This is a genomic window from Burkholderia sp. MSMB1459WGS, assembly GCF_001534535.1.
Lineage (GTDB): Bacteria > Pseudomonadota > Gammaproteobacteria > Burkholderiales > Burkholderiaceae > Burkholderia.
This window is the reverse complement of sequence record NZ_LPMU01000020.1, coordinates 55,312-75,148: the sequence shown is the minus strand read 5'-3', so window position 1 is coordinate 75,148 and position 19,837 is coordinate 55,312. Positions and strand designations below refer to the sequence as shown.

The following is a 19,837-nucleotide window of genomic DNA, read 5'->3' as shown; positions in this document are numbered from 1 at the left end:
CATGCGACGCGGTCTGGCGCACAGTTTTACGCGCTCCGTCGGGAAAGAAGAATGCGAAGATATCGACGTAAACATCGATCGTCGTCGATGTATGGAAGGGGATGAACGTGCTGGGGAATCTGTCGACCCTCGATCTGCGGTTGATCCGCGTGTTTCTTGCGGTCACGGACGCGGGCGGCGTGTCGGCCGCGCAGGCCGTGCTGAACGTCGGCCAGTCCACGATCAGCGCGCAGTTGTCGTCGCTCGAGACGCGGCTCGGCTATCGGCTCTGCGAACGTGGCCGCAGCGGTTTCCGGCTCACGCCGAAGGGCGAGCGGTTCCACGCGATGAGCCGCAAGCTGCTGGCGGCGCTCGACGAATTCGGGATGGCCGCGCGGCATATGGACCGCCAGTTGGTCGGCACGCTGAACATCGGCCTGATCGGCCATACGCCGGTGAGCCAGAATGCGCGGATCGCCGAGGCGATCGCCGCGTTCCGTACCCGCGACGAGGCCGTGCGCTTTTCGATATCGGTGCGTGCGCCCGGCGATCTCGAGGAGAAGCTGCTGAGTGACGAGATCCAGATCGCGGTCGGCTACTTCTGGCATCGCGTGCCGTCGCTGCACTACACGCCGCTGTTCGTCGAGCGTCAGGTCGCGTATTGCGGCCGCGGCCATCCGCTGTTCGACGGCGCGGGCGCGCTGACGCCGGCCGACGTCGCCGGCTTCGAATGGGCGTGGCGCTCGTATCCGCTGCCCGAGGCGCAACTGTCGACGACGCCCGACCGCGTGACCGCGACCGCCGACAACATGGAAGCCGTCGCGCTGCTGATCCTGTCCGGCCACCATCTCGGTTACCTGCCGCAGCATTTCGCGGCGCCGTACGTCGCGCAGGGGCTGCTCGCGCCGCTCAATCCGGAGCAACTGCGCTACGACGTGACGTTCCACATGGTCGTCGCACGCAACGGCCGCGGGAATCCGCTCGTGGAGGCGTTTCTCGAGGATCTCGAGCGCGCGCACCAGTCATCCGACTTCGCATGACGGCGGGGCCGCCAACAATGTGAACGAGCGTTGCACCGGGGCAGATTGCCGCTCCGGCGCGCATCACGGCACGGGCAACCCCGCGTCGTGCTTCACCTCGCGCAGCGACAGCGCCGATTCGATCGACGTCACGCCCGGCAACATCCGCAGCGAATCGCGCAGGAACGTGCCGTAGTCGTCCAGGTCGCGCGCGACCACCTGCAGCAGGTAGTCGGCCGTGCCCGCGACGTTGTGGCAGGCCAGGATCCGCTCGATGCCGAGCACTTCCCGTTCGAACCGGTCGGCGACCTTGCGGTCGTGCGTCGCGAACCGCACGAGCACGAACGCGACCACGCCGAAGCCGAGCGCCTGGCGCGACAGCTGCGCGCGGTAGCGTTCGATGTAGCCGTCGGTTTCGAGGCGTTTCAGGCGACGAGCGCAAGGCGTCTCGGACAGCCCGACGGATTCGGCGAGCCGCGCGATCGGCAGGCGGCCGTCGCGTTGCACCGCAGCGAGGATCGCGCGGTCGGTTTTGTCGAGGTCGATCATGTTGGCGGAATCCTTATTTCAATCTCTGAATTGTGGCGGATTCCCCTACGAATCGCCAATTATTCGCCAAAGATGGCCAATAATCCCTCGTCCTTCAACGGCAACATATCGTCATTGGAGGGACGGGGCAGACCATGATTTCCACGCATTTGCTGTTGATTTATCTTGCCGCGCTGGCGGCCATTTATGCGGTGCCGGGGCCCGACATGGCGCTCGTGCTGCAGACCAGCATCGGCCGCGGCGTGCGGCCGGGGATGGCGGCGGCGGCCGGCCTGTCGCTCGCGCGCACCGTGCACGTGACGCTGTCGGCGTGCGGCGTCGCGGCGCTGATCCGCAGCGCGCCGTGGCTGTACGAGGCGATCCGCTACGGCGGCGCGCTCTATCTCGCGTATGTCGCGATCCAGGTGTTCCGCTCGCCGGTGTTCGCGCTCGGCGACGGCGATGCGGCGGCGGGCGAACTGCGGCAGTCGTTCGTGAAGGGGCTGCTGACCAACTTGCTGAACCCGAAGGCGCTGCTGTTCTGCTCGGTGCTGCTGCCGCAGTTCGTGCGGCCCGAGACCGGGCCGGTCGTCTGGCAGATGTTCGAGCTCGGCGCGCTGCTGGTGGCGGCCGGCGTGTGCTTCGACCTCGCATGCGTGTTCGGCGCGTCGCGCATCGCGGCATGGATGCGTGCGCATCCGCTGGCGCAGACGGTGCAGCGCTGGACCTTTTCCGCGGCGTTGATCGGTTTCGCACTGCGGCTGTCGATGGACTGAGCGTGGCCTTCGCATGGCCACCGCGCGGGTCGACCGACGTGGCGGCGGCCAAGCGACGATCGACGCCGGCCGCGCGCGGCGCCGGCTCGCGCTCGTGCTCGTGCGCGTGCGCGTTGCCGCAGAAGGGCGTGCGCGCAAATCGTCTGACTGTTCTAAACTTCCTCTAGCTTCGCGCGATCGCGATCGCGAACGCGCCGTCGCCAACGCGTCGGCGCGAACCGACTGACCGAACGGAACCGTCTTCCGCAGGCTATGTCCGATTTCCTGGCTGTTCCGTGCAACGCGGTACCAAGGAGGGTCTGAACATGGCAAGGCATCTTCAAGCCGACCGTGAACCCCGCATCGTCGCCGAGTCCAAGTGTCTCGGCCAGTGCGATCCGGCAGAACGCATCCACGTCACGATCATGTTGCGGCGGCAGGAAGAGGGGCAACTCGATGCATTGGTTCACCAGCTCGCCACCGGCGACGCGCACGCAAAACCGCTGTCGCGCGATGCATTCGCGCAGCGTTTCTCCGCCAATCCCGACGATATCCGCAAGACCGAGGAATTCGCGCATCGTCATCAACTGACGGTCGATCGCGTCGACCCGGTCGAAAGCGTCGTCGTGCTGTCCGGCACGATCCGGCAGTTCGAAACCGCGTTCAGCGTGAAGCTCGAGCGCTTCGAGCATCGGGCGATCGGCCAGTATCGCGGCCGCTCGGGCCCGATCGCGCTGCCCGACGAGCTCGGCGATGCGGTGACGGCCGTGCTCGGCCTCGACAGCCGTCCGCAGGCGCGGCCGCACTTTCGGATCCGGCCGCCGTTCAGGCCGGCGCGCGGCGCGGCGGCCGTCACGTTCACGCCGATCCAGCTTGCGTCGCTGTACGACTTCCCGGCCGGCGACGGCGCCGGGCAATGCATCGCGATCGTCGAGCTCGGCGGCGGCTATCGCGCGGCCGACATCCAGCAGTATTTCCGCGGGCTCGGGATCGCGACGCCGCCGACGCTCGTCGACGTAAACGTCGGCACCGGCCGCAACGCGCCGACCGGCGAGCCGAACGGCCCGGACGGCGAAGTCGCGCTCGACATTGAAATCGCCGGCGCGATCGCACCGGCCGCGAAGCTTGCGGTGTACTTCGCGCCGAACAGCGACGCGGGCTTCATCCAGGCGGTCAACGCGGCCGTCACCGACAAGACCAACCGGCCTTCCGTGATCTCGATCAGTTGGGGCGGCCCGGAAGCGATCTGGCAGGCGCAGTCGGCACACGCATTCAACCGCGTGCTGCAGGCGGCCGCGGCGCAGGGGATCACCGTCTGTGCGGCGTCGGGCGACAGCGGCTCGGGCGACGGGCTGCAGGATGGCGCCGATCACGTCGATTTCCCCGCGTCGAGCCCGTACGTGCTCGGCTGCGGCGGCACGCAGCTCGACGCGCTGCCCGGGCAGGGCATTCGCAGCGAAGTCACGTGGAACGACGAGGCGTCCGGCGGCGGTGCGGGCGGCGGCGGCGTCAGTTCGCTGTTCGACCTGCCGGCATGGCAGCAGGGGCTCTCGGTTGCGCACGCCGACGGCAGCACCGCACCGCTCGCGAAGCGCGGCGTGCCGGACGTGGCCGGCGACGCGTCGCCGCAGACGGGCTACGAGGTATCGATCGCCGGCACCCCGGCGGTGATGGGCGGCACGAGCGCGGTCGCGCCGTTGTGGGCCGCGCTGATCGCGCGGATCAACGCGGCGGCCGGCGCATCGGCCGGCTGGATCAATCCGACGCTGTACAAGAACCCGGGCGCGCTGCGCGACATCACGAAAGGATCGAACGGCACGTATGCGGCCGCGTCGGGCTGGGATGCGTGCACGGGCCTCGGCAGCCCGAACGGCGCGCAGCTCGCCGCGATCCTCGCGCGCAAGCCGTCGAGCTGACGCGCCGGCGCACGTCTTTCCGTTCGACGCGGGTGGTCTGCCCGCGTCTTTTTTCACCTCCAGGAGCAGCACGATGGGCATCGATTCCGCATCTTCCGGCGGCGTGTATCCGCTGCATCACGGCGACCACAATTCGCATGGCGTGCCGCCGACCATCAACCCGGTCGCGCTGAGCCACGGCCGCGACCAGCCGTTCTTCGATCCGGTCGCATACGGCAACGGCCCGGACGACTCGGTGACCGACACGACAGAGGCGGCCGCGATCACGCACCACACGATCCTGATCGACGGAAAGCGCATCGCGTACACGGCGACGGTCGGCCATCTCGTGACGGTCGATCCGAGCAGCTCGCAGCCGGCCGCGAAGATCTTCTACGTCGCGTTCACGGCCGACGGCGCGAAGGAAGAAACGCGGCCCGTGACGTTCTTCTATAACGGCGGGCCCGGTTCGTCGTCGGTGTTCGTGTTGCTCGGCTCGTTCGCGCCGAAGCGCATCAAGACGTCGATGCCGGGTTTCACGCCGCCTGCGCCGTACCAGATCGAAGACAACCCGGACAGCATGATCGACCACAGCGACCTGGTGTTCATCAACCCGGTCGGCACCGGCTATTCGGCGGCCGTCGCGCCGCACAAGAACCGCGATTTCTGGGGCGTCGACCAGGATGCGAATTCGCTGAAGCAGTTCATCAAGCGCTACCTGACGAAGAACAACCGCTGGAATTCGCCGAAATATCTATTCGGCGAATCGTACGGCACTGCGCGCAGCTGCGTGCTCGCGTACAAGCTGCACGAGGATGGCGTCGACCTGAACGGCGTCACGCTGCAATCGTCGATCCTCGATTACCGGCAGGCCGGCAACCCGGTCGGCGCGCTGCCGACCGCCGCGGCCGACGCGTGGTATCACAAGAAACTCGGCATCAAGCCGCCGCCGAGCGATCTCGGCGCGTTCGTCGAGGAAGTCGCGCAGTTCGCGCGCACCGACTACCTGGCCGCGCTGCGCGCGGCGCCGCACGCGAACCCGGCCACCGTGCAGAAACTGTCGCAATACACGGGCATCGATACGGCGACGCTGCAATCGTGGGGGCTCGATATCGCGGGCTACGACACGCGCGGCAACTCGCTGTTCCTGACGACGCTGCTGCATGCGCAGGGGCTCGCGCTCGGTTCGTACGACGGCCGCGTGACGGGGATCTCGTCGGGCATCGCCGGCAAGATCGACCCGAATTCGGGAGGCAACGATCCGACGATGACGGCCGTGACGGGTGTCTATACGGCGATGTGGAACAGTTACCTGAACGAGCAGTTGAAGTTCACGTCGAATTCCGCGTTCACGGACCTGAACGATCAGGCGTTCCAGAACTGGGACTTCAGCCACATCGACCCGACCGGCGCGCAGCAGGGCATCGACGCGAAGGGGAACGTGATTCTCTATACGGCCGGCGACCTCGCCGCGGTGATGGCGCTGAACGTCGACCTGAAGGTGCTGTCGGCGAACGGCCTCTACGACTTCGTCACGCCGTTCTACCAGACCGTGATCGATCTCCAGCAGATGCCGCTGGAGGACCAGAAGGTGCGGCAGAACCTGTCCGCGCGGTTCTATCCGTCGGGCCACATGGTGTATCTCGACGGTGGTTCGCGCACCGCGCTCAAGCGCGATCTGGCGACGATGTACGACGCAACGGTCAGCGATACGGGCGCGCGGATGCGGATTCGTGCGTTGCAGGCGAAGAAGACGGGTGGCAACGCGTAGCGCTGCCGGTCGCGCCCGTGCCGCGCGAAACCGTTCGGGTTTGCGCGACGCAGTGGCGCCGCGCCGTTGATCAGCCGCAGTGGCCGGGTTGCGCGACCGGCCAGTCGAACATCGTGTACGGCAGTGCGCGCTTGTGGCGCGAGCCGTCGTAGAAGCGCAGCACCGTTTCGTAGACGCGGTCGGCGACCGGCTTGCCTTCGAGGAAATCGTCGATCTCGTCGTAGGTCACGCCATACGCGTGCTCGTCGGGGCGCAGCGGGCGCAGCTCCTCGAGGTCGGCCGTCGGCACCTTCATCACGATCAGCTCGTCGCCGCCGAGCGCGCGCGCCACGCCGCGCACGCGACGCTTGCTCAGGCCCGCGAGCGGCAGGATGTCCGCGCCGCCGTCGCCGAACTTCGTGAAGAAACCCATCAGCGATTCGGCCGCGTGGTCGGTGCCGATCACGATGCCGCGCCGTGCGCCGGCCACCGCGTACTGCGCGATCATGCGCTCGCGCGCCTTGATGTTGCCGTGCACGAAATCCTGCTGCGCGGGCGTTTCGAACGCGTGGCCGGACGCGACCAGCGAACGGAGCATCGCATCGGCGGCCGGCTTCACGTCGACCGTCAATACCTCGTCCGCGCGCACGAACGCGAGCGCGCGCTGCGCATCGTCTTCGTCGTTTTGCACGCCGTTCGGCAAGCGCATCGCGATGAAGCGCGCATCGTAGCCTTCGGCGCGCAGGCGCTCGACCGACAGTTGCGCAAGCCGGCCGGCCGTCGACGAATCGACGCCGCCGCTGATGCCGAGCACGTAGGTCCGCAGGCCGGTCGAACGAAGGTACTGCGCGAGGAAATCGACGCGGCGATCGATTTCGGCTTCGGCGTCGAAGTGCGGCGCGACGTTCAGTTCGGCAATGATCGCGCGTTGGCGGCTGGCGTAATCGGCGGATGTCATGAGTGAAGTTCCGGAACGAAATGCAAGGCGCACATCATAAGCGCAATCGCGGCGTGCCGCCGCGCCGGGCCTGCGATCCGGCGGTTTCGCGTTGCTTCGGCGAGACGCGGCGCATCGCCGTGGTGCGCGGTGCGCCGGGCGGGGGCGGGATGCGGCGCGAAGGGCATCCGGGCGGCGCCCGATGGCCGGGTCAGCGCCGCGCGAGCACGACGCCCACCAGCGCGAGCGCGAAGCCGGCGAGCTGGATCGTCGCGAGCGTTTCGCCGAACAGCCCGTAACCCTGCAGCGCGGCCAGCGGCGGCGCGAGAAACAGCAGCGACGTCGCGCGCGCCGCATTGCCGCGCCGCAGCATCCACATCAGCATCGTGACCGCGCCGCCGGACAGGAACACGACGCCCCACACGAGCGATATCCACAGCGCCGGCGCGCCGATCCAGCGGGTTTCGTGGAGCAGCACGACGAAGATGGCCGCGACGATCGCCGCGCCGAAGTTCTGCACGGCGACCGCCGTGCGCAGATCGCTCTGCGCGAGCTTGCCTTTCTGGTACAGCGAGCCGGCGGTGATCGACCCGACCGCCAGAACCGACACGGTGACGACGAGCCAAGCAGGCGCCGCGCCCGGCGGCGGCGCGACGCCGCCCGTGACTTTCGGCGCGAGCACGAGCGCGACGCCGGCCAGCCCGAGCGCCATCCCGAGCCAGCCGCGCGCGGGCAGGCGTTCGTTGAACAGCGGGACCGCGAGCACGGCCGTGGCAAGCGGCTGCAGCGCGCCGAGCAGCGCCATCACGCCCGCATTCAGCCCTTGTGCGACGGCCCAGTAGCTCGCACCGAGATAGACGCCTTGCAGCAGCGCACCGGCGATCAGGTGGCGCGGCCATTCGCGGCGGGCCGGCCACGGCGCGCGCGCGACGAGCGCCACCACGCCGAACAGCGCGGCCGTGCCCGCGAAGCGCGCGAGCAGGAACAGGTTCGGATCGGCGTAAGGCTTGATCGCCCGGGCAACGATGAAGCCGGTGGACCAGAGCGCGACGAAAGCGGCGGCGACGATCGAGGTAAGCATGCGTGACGGGCCGCGAGGCGGCCGGACGGAACCGGAAAGTCGGCCAGTATCGGCCGAAGCGGCGCCGGCGTCTTGTCGAATCCTGCACTCGGGCCGCGCGGCGTGCCGTCGTGCCGGCGGTCATCGCGCCGGTGTGCGGGGCGGCGGGGACGAGCAGCCGCCGCACGGCGCGGCGCGGACGGGGCGCGCCGCGGCGACGATCAGTCGATCGAGAACGTGTCGAGCGGCTGGTTGGCGCGCGCGTCGGTCGCGAAGCGCGCGGCGAGCTGTTCGTAGAGCCGGCGCGCTTCGTCGAGCGTCAGGTCGATCCAGTACGGATCGCCTGCCGCGTCGTTGAGGCGTTCCGGCGGGAACTGGATTTCGATCACACTGCCTTTGCGATACATGGCGCGAGCCCCTTTGTCGGTCGTTCGTTCGGCGAAGCGCAAAGTGTAGCAACCGGCGCCGCGCGGATTCGCGCGCGCCAGACAATACAGAATTTCGCTTTCGGGATGCGCACCCGGCCGCCGCCCGGTTGCATTACCCGGCGCGGTCAAATGGTCGTCAAACGTCCGTAATACAATGGCCGGCTTACCCATTACAAGTCGCCTCGGGCGTACACGCGATGCTGGCGGAACAACGTCATCAATACATCCTGTCGGAGCTCGGACGGTCGGGCGCGTTGTCGGTCGCGGAACTCGTGCGTTCGCTCGACGTATCGCGCGAAACCGTGCGGCGCGACCTGAACGCGCTGGCCGCGCGCGGCCTGCTCGTGATGACGCACGGCGGCGCGCTGGCCGCGGATCGCCGCGAGCCGAGCCTGTCCGAGCGCGAAGCCGCGAACGCCGACGCGAAGCGCACGATCGGGCGGCGCGCGGCCGAATTCGTGCCCGACGATGCATCGGTGCTGATCGATTCGGGCAGCACACCGCACGCGGTCGCGCTGGCGCTCGCCGATCGGCACCGGCTGTCGATCTACACGAACGACTGGCGTACCGCGTTCGTGCTCGCGCGGCGCAACGGCAACCGCGTGACGTTGCTCGGCGGCGAGCTGTCCGACGACGAGGACGCCACGTTCGGTCTCGACACGATCCATCAGCTCGCGCAATACCACGTCGATTTCGCGTTCGTCGGCGCGGGCGGCATCACGCCCGACGGCGAGTGCACCGACTACTCCCGGCTCGCGGCCGAAGTGCGCAGCCGGATGATCGCGGCGGCGGGTACGGCGATCATCGTCGCCGACCACTCGAAATTCGGCCGCGTGACGCCGGTGCGGATCAACGGCGCGGCCGCCGCCCGCTATCTGGTGACCGAGCGCGCGCCCGACAAGGCCGTGCGGCGCGCGCTGACGGCGCGCGGGATCGAGCTGCTCGTGTGCGACTGACGCGCGTCCGACATACAAGGTTCATCGAACGGTCATCGTGCGGGAAGAACCGTCGTCAAGACTGACCCATTCATCTCGATCGGCCGCCGGGCCAGGGAGCAACGAATGACCGTCAGCGTGCGCAGCTATCTTTCCCCCACCCTGGTCCTGCTGGCTTTCGACTGGCCCGATGCGGCGACGCGGTCCGATTTCCTCGGCTTCGCGATCCGGCGCACGCCGGGCTTCTGGTCGGCCGACGGCAAGACGCGTGCGCCGGACAGCTGGCTGCCCAATCGCCTGACGTTCGACGGCCCGGCCGCCGACACGCAGGGCGATGCGCCGACCGATCAGGCGCCGATTCAGAAATTCATGTGGTGGGACGCGCGCATCGATCCGCAGGACCGCGGCGCGTCGTTCCGCTACGACGTCTATCCGGTCGTCGGCACGCCGGCGAACCTGCAGGTGCTCGACGCGCAAGCCGGCGTGTGCGACGTCGTGCTGCCCGCGCACATCGAGGACGGCATCGGCACGTGGTTCAACCGCGCGGTGGTCAGCTCGCAGGCGTTCGCGAAGCAGGTCGCGGCGCTGGGCCTCGCGCCGAACGAGGCGCCGAGCGCCGAGCAGGCGCTGAAGCTGCGCACGTGGCTCGCGAACGACATGGAGCAGGTGTTCGCGGAGATGCTCGATCCTGCGTCGCGCGCGGTGTCGGCCGTCTATCACCTGACCGACACGCTGTGGGCGCTGCCCGCGTTCGAGGCGTTCGGCCGCCGGCACGGCGAAGCGTCGCTCGCGATCGTCTACGATGCGCATACGACGGCGCGCAAGGGCAAGCCGCCGCTGCCGTCGCCGAACCAGCCGGCCGTCGATGCGCTGCAGGGCCTTGCGACGCTCGCGCCGCGCGACCGGACGCACATCATGCACGACAAGTTCATCGTGACCGATGCGCCGTCCAGCCCGGCGCCCGCGCGCGTGCTGACCGGTTCCGCGAACTTCACGACCGAGGGGCTGACCGAGCAGGCCAACGTGCTGCACGCGTTCGATTCGCCCGCGCTCGCCGCGCTGTACAACGAGCGCGCCCACGCGCTGGCCGGGAATCCGTCGATTGCGGAGACCGCCCGGCTGTCGCCGGGCTGGTCGGCGCCGATGACGATCGGCAGCGCGCAGGTACGCGTCGCGTACTCGCCGGAGCCGTCGGGGCAGCGTACCGAGATCGATACGATCGTCGCCGCGATCGCGGCCGCGAAGCATTCGGTGTCGTTCTGCCTGTTCATGCCGACCGACGCGGCGCTGCGCGATGCGTGTTTCGCGGCCGGCGACCGCGGGCTGATGATGTTCGGCCTCGTGAACCGGATCAACGCGGGCAGCGCGACGAAGGCCGATGCCGCGCAGCAGGGCGGCCAGTCGCTCGATGCGGCGACGCTCGCGAACCTCGAGCTGTACCACCGCAGCCGCGACAACCATGACGTGATCGACGCGTCGTATTTTTCGCCGGCCACGGTGCCGCAAGGCTTCGAGCCGGAGCTGCGGCTTTTCCCGGGCGAGCCGGCGCCGGCCTTTCCGCCCGTCGTGATCCATCACAAGTTCATCGTGATCGATGCGGAAGGCGCGAATCCGGTCGTTTATACGGGCTCGGCGAACATGAGCCGCAATTCCGAGCAGTACAACGACGAGAACCTGCTCGAGATCCGCGACAAGCGGATCGCGGCGATCTATCTCGCGGAATTCCTGCGGCTTTACGAGCACTACCGCGCACGCGCATTGGCGATCGATGCGAAGCAGCGGGGCACGGGTGCGCATGCGCGGCTCGCGCTTGCGCCCGATTCGAGCTGGGCGAAGAAGTATTACGTGGCAGGCAGCCCCGAACAGAAGGCGCGGATCGCGCTGGCGTCGACCGAGCCGACGGACTGATGCGCCGAAACGTTGCAGTGCCAACGGCGCGGACGTGTCGCGCCCCGGCCGGCTGATGCCGCCGCTTACGCGGCGACGTAGCGGAGCACCGCGTCGGCGATCGTGTCGCGATGCCGCGCGCGCAGACGCGGCGCCGACGGATCGCGGCCGAACGCAGCACCGAACGTGTAGCGGTTCGACACGCGATGGAAGCAGAACGAGCTGATCAGCAGGTGCAGGTCGAACGCGTCGATGTCCTTGCGGAACGCGCCGCTGGCCGCGCCGCGCTCGAGCAGTTCCTCGAGCGTCTTGATGATGCTGACGTTGCGGTTCTTGAACGACTTGAGCTGTTCGACGTATTTCGCGCCGTGGATGTTCTCGATCGACACGAGACGGACGAAATCGCGATGCTTGTCGTGATAGTCGAACGTGAATTCGACGAGACGGCGCATGCCTTCGCGCGGCTCCATGTCGCCGACGTGCAGTTCCTGCTCGAGCGCGCGGATGTCGCCGTACACCTTCTCCAGCACGGCCTCGTACAGGCCTTCCTTGCTTTCGAAGTAGTAGTAGAGCATCCGCTTCGTCGTGTTCGTCCGCTCCGCGATCGCGTCGACGCGCGCACCGGCGAGGCCCATCGCGGAGAATTCCTGCGTGGCGACGTCGAGGATGTTGCGCTTGGTTTGCTCGGGATCGTATTTGCGCCGCGCGTCGGACGCAAGCGCGCGGGTGTCGGACGTGGCGGCCTTGCTTCCTGCTTTCATGTGACTTTGTTGTGGTTCGCGGCGGCTTGGAAAAGCCATTCTAGCATGTGGGAAATGCCCGCCCGGCCGACCTTCCGCTCTAATCGGCAAGGCGGCCGCGGGCGCTCAGCGGCGGCAGGACGCGAGCGCGTCGCGGGCCTGGTACGCCGTATACGTGAGCTGCGCGGCGGCGAGGCCGGCCAGGCCGAACGTGCGCGTGAGCCCGAACGCGGCGAAGCCGTCCGGCACCGGCCGGCCTTCGGCCAGCGCGGCGGCGAGCGCCTCGCCGGCCACCGTGGTCGGCGCCATCCCGTGGCCGCCGAAAGCGATCGCGTGCCACACGCCGTCCGCGTCGCGGCCGATCTGCGGCATCTTGTGCCGTGCGTAGCTCATCAACCCGCCCCACGCATAGTCGACCTTCACGCCTTCCAGTTGCGGATACACGCGCAGCAGGTCGCGCCGCAGCAGGCGCGCGATCGCGTCGGGGCCGCGGTCGAGCACGGAGATCCGGCCGCCCCACAGGATCCGCGTGTCCTTCAGCGGACGGTAGTAGTCGAACGCGAAACGCGTGTCGTAGATCGCGTACGGCGCGTCGATCGCGTCGGGCAGGCGCGTGCCGAGCGGTTCGGTCGCGATCACGTAGGTCGCGATCGGCAGCACCGCGCGCTCGATGCGCGGCGACACGCCGCGCGCGTAGCCGCCGCCGGCGAACACGACGTCCTTTGCGCGTACCGCGCCCTGCCCCGTGCGCACGACGTACCCGGCGCCGTCGCGCGCGATGCCCAGCGCGGCCGAACGCTCGTACACGCGCGCACCGCCGCGCGAGGCGGCCGCCGCGACGCCGAGCACGTACTTGAGCGGGTGGAAGTGGAACGCGTTCGGCTCGAACAGGCCGCCGTAATAGCGCTGCGTCTTCAGCCGCTCGCGCAGCGCGCCGGTCGGGACGGGTTCCCACTCGACGCCGAGCTCGTTTTTCATCAGCGTGCGCACACCGTCGAGTCGCGACGGATCGTCGAACCAGTTCGCGAGCATCACGCCTTCGTCGACGATGTCGCAGTCGATCCCGTAGCAGGCGATGCGCGCGCGGATCAGGTCGACCGCATCGACGGTGAGCCGGTACAGCCGGCGCCCTTCGTCGCGGCCGAGCGTGCGCAGCAGGTCCGCGTTGTCGAGACTGTAGCCGCCGAACACGAAGCCGCCGTTGCGGCCCGACGCGCCGAAGCCGACCCGTTCGCTGTCGAGCACGACGACGTCGCGCACGCCGCGCTCGACGAGGCCGAGCGCCGTGCACAGGCCGGCGAGGCCGCCGCCGACGATGCAGACCTGCGTATCGGTCGTGCCGGTCAGTTGCGGGTAGGGCTGGCGGGTAACGGTGGCTTCGTAGAAGTTCTGCATGCGTTTTCGGTGATTCGTGGCGGCGGAAAAACGGACGGCGGGCGTCGATCTTGCCTGAACGCGCGCGCCGCGTCGAATGGGGTTTTCAGCGCAGCGGCCGCCGCGATCGGGCGGCCGCCTGCGCGTTGCCGGGCGTCAGGCGCCCGGCGTCGGGTTGACCGGCCGGGCGACGTAGGCCGGATAGCCGGCGTCGGCCTTTTCGACGACGTCGGGCGTCGCGTTGCGGTCGATCCACGGCGCGATTTCCATGTCCTCGTAGCGCACCAGACGGCACTTACGCACCAGCGCGTAGCCGAGCCAGATCGCGAGGAAGAACGGCAGGCCGATGTAGGTCGCAGCGACGCCCGTCCAGTCGATCTTGTCGGCGAGGAACGCGCGGTAGTCCTGGCCGAGCGCGACGACCGAGCACAGGGCGAACGCGAACAGCGGACCGAACGGGAACCACTTCGAGCGATACGGCAACTGGTCGAGCCGGTAGCCCTGTTTCAGGAAGCCCTTGCGGAACCGGTAGTGGCTGACCGCGATGCCGAGCCACGTGATGAAGCCGGCCATGCCCGACGTGTTCAGCAGCCACAGGTAGACGGTCTTGTCGCCGTACAGCGACGTGAGGAAGCACAGCGCGCCGACGGCGGTGGTCGCATACAGCGCGTTGCGCGGCACGCCGCCCGGCGACAGCTTCGCGAACAACTTCGGCGCGCGGCCTTCGACCGCGAGGTTGTAGAGCATTCGTGTCGACGCATACATGCCCGAGTTGCCGGCCGACAGCACGGCCGTCAGGATCACCGCGTTCATCACGCCGGCCGCGAACGCGAGGCCCGCGTGGCGGAACACGAGCGTAAACGGGCTCACGCCGATATCGGTCACGTCGCTCTTCAGCAGGCTCGGATCGGTGTACGGAACCAGCACGCCGATCACGAAGATCGCGAACACGTAGAACAGCAGGATTCGCCAGAAGATCTGGCGCACCGCGCGCGGAATTGTCGTGCGCGGATTTTCCGATTCGCCGGCCGCGACGCCGATCATTTCGGTGCCCTGGAACGAGAAGCCCGCGATCATCGCGACGCCGAGCATCGTGGCCCAGCCGCCGACGAACGGCGCGTCGCCGATCGTGAAGTTGCCCCAGCCGGCGCTCGGGCCGCCCTGCATGATCCCGAAGATCATCAGCAGGCCGACGCCGACGAACGCGAGCACCGTCAGCACCTTGACCAACGCGAACCAGTATTCGGCTTCGCCGAAGCCGCGTACCGACAGCGCGTTGAGCGTGAAGATCAGCGTGAGGAACAGTGCGCTCCACCACACGCCCGGCACGTCCGGAAACCAGTAGTGCATCACGAGCTGCGCGGCGACGAGCTCCACGGCCAGCGTCACGGCCCAGCTGTACCAGTAGTTCCAGCCGAGCGCGAAGCCGAAGCCTTCGTCGACGAACTTCGCGCCGTAGGTTGCGAACGACCCGGACACCGGCATGAACGCGGCCATTTCGCCGAGGCTCGTCATCAGGAAGTAGACCATCAGGCCGATCACCATGTACGCGAGCATCGCGCCGCCGGGGCCGGCCTGCGAGATCGACGCGCCGGATGCGACGAACAGCCCCGTGCCGATCGAGCCGCCGATCGCGATCATCCGTAGATGGCGGGCCTGCAACGCGCGGTGGAGGGACGGCTTCGCGGGCGGCGAGCCGGACGGACGGGACGAATCGGGGCGGGCATCTGAATGCATGGCGTGCGCTGGGCGCTGTCTCCGGGATTGTTTTTTCGGTGACGAAGCGCGACGCGTTGCCGGCCGCGGCCGGGTAGCGGTGATGCGGTGCGGAACGGGCCCGCTGAGCCGGGCCGTGGTGCGTGTCGCCTTCGTCGGTCGTCCGGCTGCCGTGGTGGCGGCCGGCGGCGCGCCGGGTGCGTTGCACCTCGACGTCGCACCGATTGTGTGTGCCCGGTGCACCGGCGGCAAACGATATTTCCGAACAGGGTGATGCGAGATGGTCATCAACTTGTGTCGTGTCGCGACGCATCCGAGCGCCCGGTTACGGGCTTGGGAAAAGTCCCATATCGGTACGGAAACGGGGATGGCGGGCTTGCTGACTTCTTGCGTTTTTGGAATGAAGTCGTGAGTTAATATCAATAGCGGCCCGACTTGTGGCCATCGACAATGCGTTTCATGGATCGTGCCTCGCGAGGCTGGGGCGTGCCGTCCGGCCTGGCTTTCCGGCGACGGCGCAGCGTGATGCGCCGGATGGCGCACCGGGCCCGCCGCGCGGCGCATCCGCTTGCACAAGGCGCTCGAACGCGCTCCAATCGAATCACGCGGGCGGCGCTGCCGCCGCACCGATCAATCTGTCCCTGAAGAGGAAGTGATGCAATTCAACGACATTCTTGCCGCGCTCGACATCGATCTCGCCCAGTGGAAGGGCAACGCGCTGACCGCGCGTTCGCCGCTCGACGGCGCGACGCTCGCGACGCTGGCCGTCGACACGCCCGCCGACGCAGAACGCAAGATCGACGCCGCGCACGACGCATTCCTCAAGTGGCGCACGGTGCCGGCGCCGGTGCGCGGCGAACTCGTGCGCGTGTTCGGCAACGTGCTGCGCGAGCACAAGGTCGAGCTCGGCCGCCTCGTCACGCTCGAAGCCGGCAAGATCACGTCGGAAGGCCTCGGCGAAGTGCAGGAAATGATCGACATCTGCGATTTCGCGGTCGGCCTGTCGCGCCAGCTTTACGGCCTCACGATCGCGTCCGAGCGTCCGGGCCACCGGATGATGGAAACGTGGCACCCGATCGGCGTGTGCGGCGTGATTTCGGCGTTCAACTTCCCGGTCGCGGTGTGGGCGTGGAATGCGGCGCTCGCGTTCGTGTGCGGCGATTCGGTCGTGTGGAAGCCGTCCGAGAAGACGCCGCTCACCGCGATCGCGTGTCACGTGCTGCTTCAGAAGGCGCTGCGCGAGTTCGAGAAGACGCATCCGGGCGTCGCACCGGCCGAGCTGAGCCAACTGGTGCTCGGCATGCGCGATGTCGGCGAGGTGCTGACGGCGTCGAAGAAGGTGCCGGTCGTCAGCGCGACGGGCAGCGTGCGGATGGGCCAGGAAGTCGCGAAGGTGCTGAGCCAGCGCCTTGCACGCGGCATCCTCGAACTCGGCGGCAACAACGGGATGATCGTCGCGCCGAGCGCGGATCTCGACCTCGTCGTGCGCGCGGTCACGTTCGCGGCGGTCGGTACGGCCGGCCAGCGCTGCACGACGCTGCGCCGCCTGATCGTGCATCGCAGCCTCGTCGAGCAACTGCTGCCGCGCATCGAGAAGGCGTATGCGTCGGTGAAGGTCGGCAACCCGCTCGAGGAAGGCACGCTGGTCGGCCCGCTGGTCGATCGTGCGTCGTTCGACGCGATGCAGAAGGCGCTGGCCGACGCGCGCGAGCAGGGCGGCGAAGTGAAGGGCGGCGAGCGCGTGGACGTCGGTCACGCGGATGCGTACTACGTGCGTCCGGCCATCGTGCGGATGCCGAAGCAAACGGCGGTGGTCGAGCGTGAGACGTTCGCGCCGATTCTCTATGTGATGGTCTACGACGATTTCGACGACGCGATTGCCGTGCACAACGCGGTGCCGCAGGGGCTGTCGTCGGCGATCTTTACCAACGACATGCGTGAAGCCGAGCAGTTCATGTCGGCAGCCGGCAGCGATTGCGGGATCGTCAACGTGAACATCGGCACCAGCGGCGCGGAAATCGGCGGCGCGTTCGGCGGCGAGAAGGAAACGGGCGGCGGGCGTGAGTCGGGTTCGGATGCGTGGAAGGCTTATATGCGTCGCGCGACGAATACGATTAACTACAGCCGGCAGTTGCCGTTGGCGCAGGGGGTGAAGTTCGACGTATAAGTGCAGGCGCCCTGCTTGGGCGCTTCGACGGTCGAATGAAATGGGCCGGTTGCCGTGGAAGCGGTAACCGGCCCATTTCGCTTACTGCGTGGCGCGCGGCGCGCCGATCGATCGCGAGCGTACCCGCTCGATGGTCGACTTACGATTCGTGCCGCGTGGAACCATCGTTCGCCGGCATGTTCTGCACCACCAGCATCTGCGGGCTCGACAACGTAATCCCCGCTGCCCGCAACTGCTTGAGGATCTCGAACAGCAGATCGCTTTTCGTCGAACTCGCGATTCGCGGGCTCGACACGTAACCCGTCACGCTCAGCGTGATCCCGTCCGGCGTAAGCTGGCTGAACGTCACCGACGGCGCCGGCTTCTCGAGAATCGCCTGGTGCTCGCGATACGCATCGAGCAGCAGGTCGCGCACCTGCTCGGGATCGGTGTTCAGCGGGAACGTCAGCACCAGCGTCGCGACGCCCTGCGTGCTGTTGCCCATCGTCACGTTGCGCACGTTCTGCGAGATCAGTTGCGAGTTCGGCACGATCACGGTCGAGCGGTCGCTCAGCTGGATCTCGGTCGCGCGCACGTTGATGCGGCGAATATCGCCCTCGACGCCCGCGATGCTGACCATGTCGCCTACCTTCACAGGGCGCTCGGTCAGCAGGATCAGCCCCGACACGAAGTTCTTCACGATTTCCTGCAGGCCGAAGCCGATCCCCACCGACAACGCGCTGACGATCCACGCGAGATTGTTCCACCTGACGCCGAGCAGCCCGAGCGTCATCAGCACGAGCAACACGTAGCCGACGTTGGTGAACAGCGTGATCAGCGACACGCGCATGCCCGTATCCATGCCGAGCGCGGGCATGAACTCGCCGTCGAGCCAGCGGCGCAGCGAGCGCAGCAGGTACAAGCCGATCGCGAAGCCGATCACGGCGTTCATGATCCGGTCGGGCATGATGTTCAGGCTCTGCAGCCGCTGGCTGCCGATCATCGCGACCGCGCTGTCGAGCAGGTCGCTCGGCGTGGTGCCGAAGCCGCCGGTCAGCAGCGCGATCGCCGCGATCAGCATCAGCAGGCTCGTGCCGAAGCCGGACAGGACCGTGCGCGCCTGGTCGAGGTGGCGGTCTTCGAGCGCGAACAGATGCTTGATCTGCTGGCCCGACGACAGGCTCGACGAGAACAGGCTTTCGCTCGCGTCGCGCGTCAACTGGATCAGGATGTAGGTCGCGCACAGCACGATCTCGAACCACACGAGCTCGTACGTGATGAAGCGCGCGACCGTGATGTAACCGATCAGGAGCGCGATCAACGAAGCGACGATGGCGAGCGTGACGCCGGCATGGATCAGGCCGGCGAGCGTCGAGCGTTGCTCGGGTGCCTCGCCTGCCGCCGCGAGTGCGCTGCGCGCGCGGTTCGCGCGCAGCAGCGATGCGCCGACCGTCAGCGCGACGACGAGCGATACGATGCCGCGGCCGAGCAGCGTGACCGACAGGCTGGTATCGACGATCCGGTTGATCGATTCGAGCGTGCCCGACACCAGCAGCAGCGCGGCCAGGATGCTGGGGAACGGCTTCATCGCGAGCGCGACCGGGTCGGCGAGCGCAGGCAGTCGCCACGACGGATGCTTCGTGCAGAGCAGGGCGCGGCCGAGCCCGGCGATCAACGCGCAGGTTGCGGCGAGTTTCGCGAACTGGTCCCACAGATCGGTCAGCGACGGCGTGAGTTCGTAGTGGCGCGCGACGGCGAGGTAGAAAATCTGAATCGCGATGGCCGTCGCGAGGAAGGTCGACAGCGCGGTCGACAGCGCGAGCGCACTGCGGCGCAAGCGGGTGGGCGGCAGACGGTTCAGCGCGATCCACGCGAGCCCGCGCTCGATGAGCCGGCGGCCGCCGAGCCATGCGGCGAATGCGGCGATCAGCAGCAGCGTGGTGATCGCCCGTTGCCCGGGGACCCACGACGAATGCAGCATGTCGAACAGTTCGCCGTTGAAATCATCGAGCCGCTGGCGATCGTCCGGCGCCAGGTGGAACAGCGGCAGCCAGAACTGCGCGCTGAAGATGCTGCCCGAACGGAACGCGAGCTGGTTCTTCAGCAAGCTGCGGTGCAGCTTCGCGAACTGCTCGGTCAGGTTCGCGAGACTCGCCTTCTGGTCGGCGGCCTGCTTCAGCGCGGCATCGATCTGCGTCTTGCGCGCGTCGAGCGCGGCCCGCTGCTTCGCGACGGCAGGCGTTTCCGGTGCGGCGCCCTCGGCCGGCGGCGGGCCGAGCACGTCGAGTTGCGCCTGGACCTGCGCGCGTTGCGGCGTGAGATCGCTCTGCAGTTTCGCGACATCGGTGCTCAGTTCCTGCGCCGAATCGTCGAGCGCGTCCAGCTCCTTGCTGTTGGACGTGGTCGAGGTCTGCTGCTTGATGCGGTCCAGTTCCGCCTGCATCTGTTTGAGCTGGGCGACGGCGTCGGGCAGCGAGATGGCCGGCACGGATGCGCCGACGCCGCTCGCGACGGGAGCGGAAGCGGCGGCCGGGAATGCCGACGCGGTCGCAATGGCCGCGAACTGCAGCAGCGCGATCAGCGCGATCCGGCGGGCGTACGTGGATAGTCGTTGTATGGACATGGAATGCTTACGATTTGCCGACAATGCCGGTTGCCGAAAGGCAGCCGGAAGCCGGTAGTTGGCCC

Annotated in this window: 15 protein-coding genes; 7 read left to right on the top strand and 8 right to left on the bottom strand. The window is 68.0% G+C overall.

What is annotated here, in order from left to right; all coding sequences use genetic code 11:
• Nucleotides 1-107 precede the first annotated feature (107 nt).
• Nucleotides 108-1,019 carry a LysR family transcriptional regulator gene (locus tag WT97_RS07480; protein ID WP_059500577.1) on the top strand — a complete coding sequence of 304 codons (912 nt, stop codon included), beginning with the start codon at nucleotides 108-110 and terminating at the stop codon, nucleotides 1,017-1,019.
• A gap of 63 nt (nucleotides 1,020-1,082) precedes the next feature.
• On the opposite strand, the gene WT97_RS07475 is transcribed toward WT97_RS07480, so the two are convergent.
• On the bottom strand, nucleotides 1,083-1,547 hold the full coding sequence (locus WT97_RS07475; protein ID WP_059500532.1) for an Lrp/AsnC family transcriptional regulator: 465 nt from the start codon (nucleotides 1,545-1,547) through the stop codon (nucleotides 1,083-1,085).
• 134 nt (nucleotides 1,548-1,681) lie between these two features.
• Here WT97_RS07475 and WT97_RS07470 point away from each other — a divergent pair, with 134 nt between their 5' ends.
• The 3 genes from WT97_RS07470 to WT97_RS07455 all read left to right on the top strand — a co-directional run bounded on the left by WT97_RS07470 (nucleotide 1,682) and on the right by WT97_RS07455 (nucleotide 5,947).
• Nucleotides 1,682-2,302: a LysE family translocator gene (locus WT97_RS07470; protein WP_060353252.1), complete on the top strand. Its 621-nt coding sequence runs from the start codon at nucleotides 1,682-1,684 to the stop codon at nucleotides 2,300-2,302.
• A 305-nt stretch (nucleotides 2,303-2,607) separates the two neighbouring features.
• Nucleotides 2,608-4,197: a protease pro-enzyme activation domain-containing protein gene (locus WT97_RS07460; RefSeq protein ID WP_060353250.1), complete on the top strand. Its 1,590-nt coding sequence runs from the start codon at nucleotides 2,608-2,610 to the stop codon at nucleotides 4,195-4,197.
• A 73-nt stretch (nucleotides 4,198-4,270) separates the two neighbouring features.
• Entirely contained in the window at nucleotides 4,271-5,947 is a 1,677-nt protein-coding gene (locus WT97_RS07455; protein ID WP_059500535.1) for a S10 family peptidase, read from the top strand.
• A gap of 70 nt (nucleotides 5,948-6,017) precedes the next feature.
• Here the strand turns inward: WT97_RS07455 and nadE are convergent, their stop codons facing one another.
• From nadE to WT97_RS07440, 3 genes are all read right to left on the bottom strand, one after another.
• A complete protein-coding gene (nadE, locus tag WT97_RS07450) occupies nucleotides 6,018-6,884 on the bottom strand; it encodes an ammonia-dependent NAD(+) synthetase (RefSeq protein WP_059789275.1) in 867 nt (288 codons plus the stop codon).
• Between the two features lie 190 nt (nucleotides 6,885-7,074).
• Nucleotides 7,075-7,944, bottom strand: coding sequence for a DMT family transporter (locus WT97_RS07445; RefSeq protein WP_060353249.1), 870 nt, complete (start codon nucleotides 7,942-7,944; stop codon nucleotides 7,075-7,077).
• 200 nt (nucleotides 7,945-8,144) lie between these two features.
• Nucleotides 8,145-8,330 carry a hypothetical protein gene (locus WT97_RS07440; protein WP_006480515.1) on the bottom strand — a complete coding sequence of 62 codons (186 nt, stop codon included), beginning with the start codon at nucleotides 8,328-8,330 and terminating at the stop codon, nucleotides 8,145-8,147.
• A gap of 218 nt (nucleotides 8,331-8,548) precedes the next feature.
• On the opposite strand from WT97_RS07440, the gene WT97_RS07435 reads away from it, so the two are divergent.
• Both WT97_RS07435 and WT97_RS07430 read left to right on the top strand, forming a co-directional pair.
• Nucleotides 8,549-9,307, top strand: coding sequence for a DeoR/GlpR family DNA-binding transcription regulator (locus WT97_RS07435; RefSeq protein WP_006491117.1), 759 nt, complete (start codon nucleotides 8,549-8,551; stop codon nucleotides 9,305-9,307).
• Between the two features lie 105 nt (nucleotides 9,308-9,412).
• Complete coding sequence (locus tag WT97_RS07430) at nucleotides 9,413-11,194, top strand: phospholipase D-like domain-containing protein (protein ID WP_060353248.1); 1,782 nt, start codon at nucleotides 9,413-9,415, stop codon at nucleotides 11,192-11,194.
• Between the two features lie 65 nt (nucleotides 11,195-11,259).
• Here the strand turns inward: WT97_RS07430 and WT97_RS07425 are convergent, their stop codons facing one another.
• The 3 genes from WT97_RS07425 to WT97_RS07415 all read right to left on the bottom strand — a co-directional run bounded on the left by WT97_RS07425 (nucleotide 11,260) and on the right by WT97_RS07415 (nucleotide 15,024).
• Nucleotides 11,260-11,934, bottom strand: coding sequence for a TetR family transcriptional regulator (locus tag WT97_RS07425; RefSeq protein WP_034204121.1), 675 nt, complete (start codon nucleotides 11,932-11,934; stop codon nucleotides 11,260-11,262).
• A gap of 105 nt (nucleotides 11,935-12,039) precedes the next feature.
• The gene (locus WT97_RS07420; protein WP_060353247.1) at nucleotides 12,040-13,308 is read right to left on the bottom strand and encodes an FAD-binding oxidoreductase; all 1,269 of its coding nucleotides are present in this window, start codon (nucleotides 13,306-13,308) and stop codon (nucleotides 12,040-12,042) included.
• Between the two features lie 135 nt (nucleotides 13,309-13,443).
• Nucleotides 13,444-15,024 (bottom strand): amino acid permease, encoded by a 1,581-nt coding sequence (locus WT97_RS07415; RefSeq protein ID WP_060353246.1) that lies wholly within the window; start codon nucleotides 15,022-15,024, stop codon nucleotides 13,444-13,446.
• Nucleotides 15,025-15,658: 634 nt separating this feature from the next.
• Between WT97_RS07415 and WT97_RS07410 the strand changes: the two genes are divergently transcribed.
• Nucleotides 15,659-17,170, top strand: coding sequence for an aldehyde dehydrogenase family protein (locus WT97_RS07410; RefSeq protein ID WP_060353245.1), 1,512 nt, complete (start codon nucleotides 15,659-15,661; stop codon nucleotides 17,168-17,170).
• A gap of 139 nt (nucleotides 17,171-17,309) precedes the next feature.
• Here WT97_RS07410 and WT97_RS07405 read toward each other — a convergent pair whose 3' ends face one another.
• Entirely contained in the window at nucleotides 17,310-19,772 is a 2,463-nt protein-coding gene (locus WT97_RS07405) for a DUF3772 domain-containing protein (protein WP_060353244.1), read from the bottom strand.
• Nucleotides 19,773-19,837: the final 65 nt, after the last annotated feature.